Here is a 902-nt window from a genome sequence, read left to right as displayed (position 1 = left end):
ATTCGACACCTTGAGCTTGAAGCACTCCGAATCCATCGACGCCTCGATTACGATTTCACCCGGTGCGCGAAACTTGACAGCATTTTCGATGAGCTCGTTGGCCAGGTATCCGATGCTGTGCCGCACTTCCCTGTAGTCATTGCGGGACGACTGAAAGCGCAATGCGAAAAGATCGGCGATGAAGTCCGAAGTCGTCGCGCAATGACGCCAGCTCAAGTCGAGAGGTCCGTCGAACAGCCGCACCCGGCTGACGCTTTCCATCATTCCGATTGCAAGGTCAGGGGTGCCGAACAGCGTGGTCATCCTATGTGTGCCTTATGATCACGAGGGTGATGTCGTCGTGGATCTTCTGGATTCCGATATGGGCCATCAGATCCTCGATGATCCCGGTTTTGATTTCCTCGGCGCTGCTGCCATGACGTTTTCGGGCGCTCTGGCAGAGGCGCTCGAACCCAAACAGTTTTCTGTCATGGTCTTCCGCCTCGGTCACACCGTCAGTGTGCAGCACGATCACATCGCCACTCCCAAACAGGATGTTCCGCGTGGCAATGAACTTCGAGATGTCTTTCTCCAGACCAACCGGCAGACCCAGATCTATCGTATCGATGCGTTCGACTTCGCCACCCGCACGGACAACGAGAACATCCTCATGCTGGCCCGATAGCGTTACCCGCTCATCCTCGAAATCAAGAAAGGCCAGCGAGAGATGCTTGTCGGTGTTCGTCCGCTCGATGTTCTTATAGATCGCTCTGTTCAGCCGATCCAGAAACTGGTGTGGATCCGCTTCGTTGGTCTCCTGCAGCGCGCGCGCAACGGATTGGACCATCAGCATCAGCACGCCGCTCTCGAGACCATGGCCGGTCACGTCGCCGATGCCGATCTTGACCCGTGATCCATTCTGC

At 56.3% G+C, this 902-nt stretch carries 1 protein-coding gene and 1 pseudogene; both read right to left on the bottom strand.

Annotation, left to right across the window (positions count from 1 at the left end):
• Window positions 1–303, bottom strand: a pseudogene (locus tag ACXJ7R_RS34540) (slr1658 superfamily regulator); the annotation flags it as partial.
• Window position 304: 1 nt separating this feature from the next.
• Window positions 305–902 (bottom strand): PP2C family protein-serine/threonine phosphatase (locus tag ACXJ7R_RS34535; RefSeq protein ID WP_457155706.1); only part of this gene is annotated, 598 nt, incomplete at its 5' end.

The sequence above is a fragment of the Mesorhizobium sp. P5_C1 genome (genome assembly GCF_054049815.1).
The sequence above is the reverse complement of the archived record's forward strand: the minus strand, read 5'-3'. Positions and strand labels throughout refer to the sequence as shown.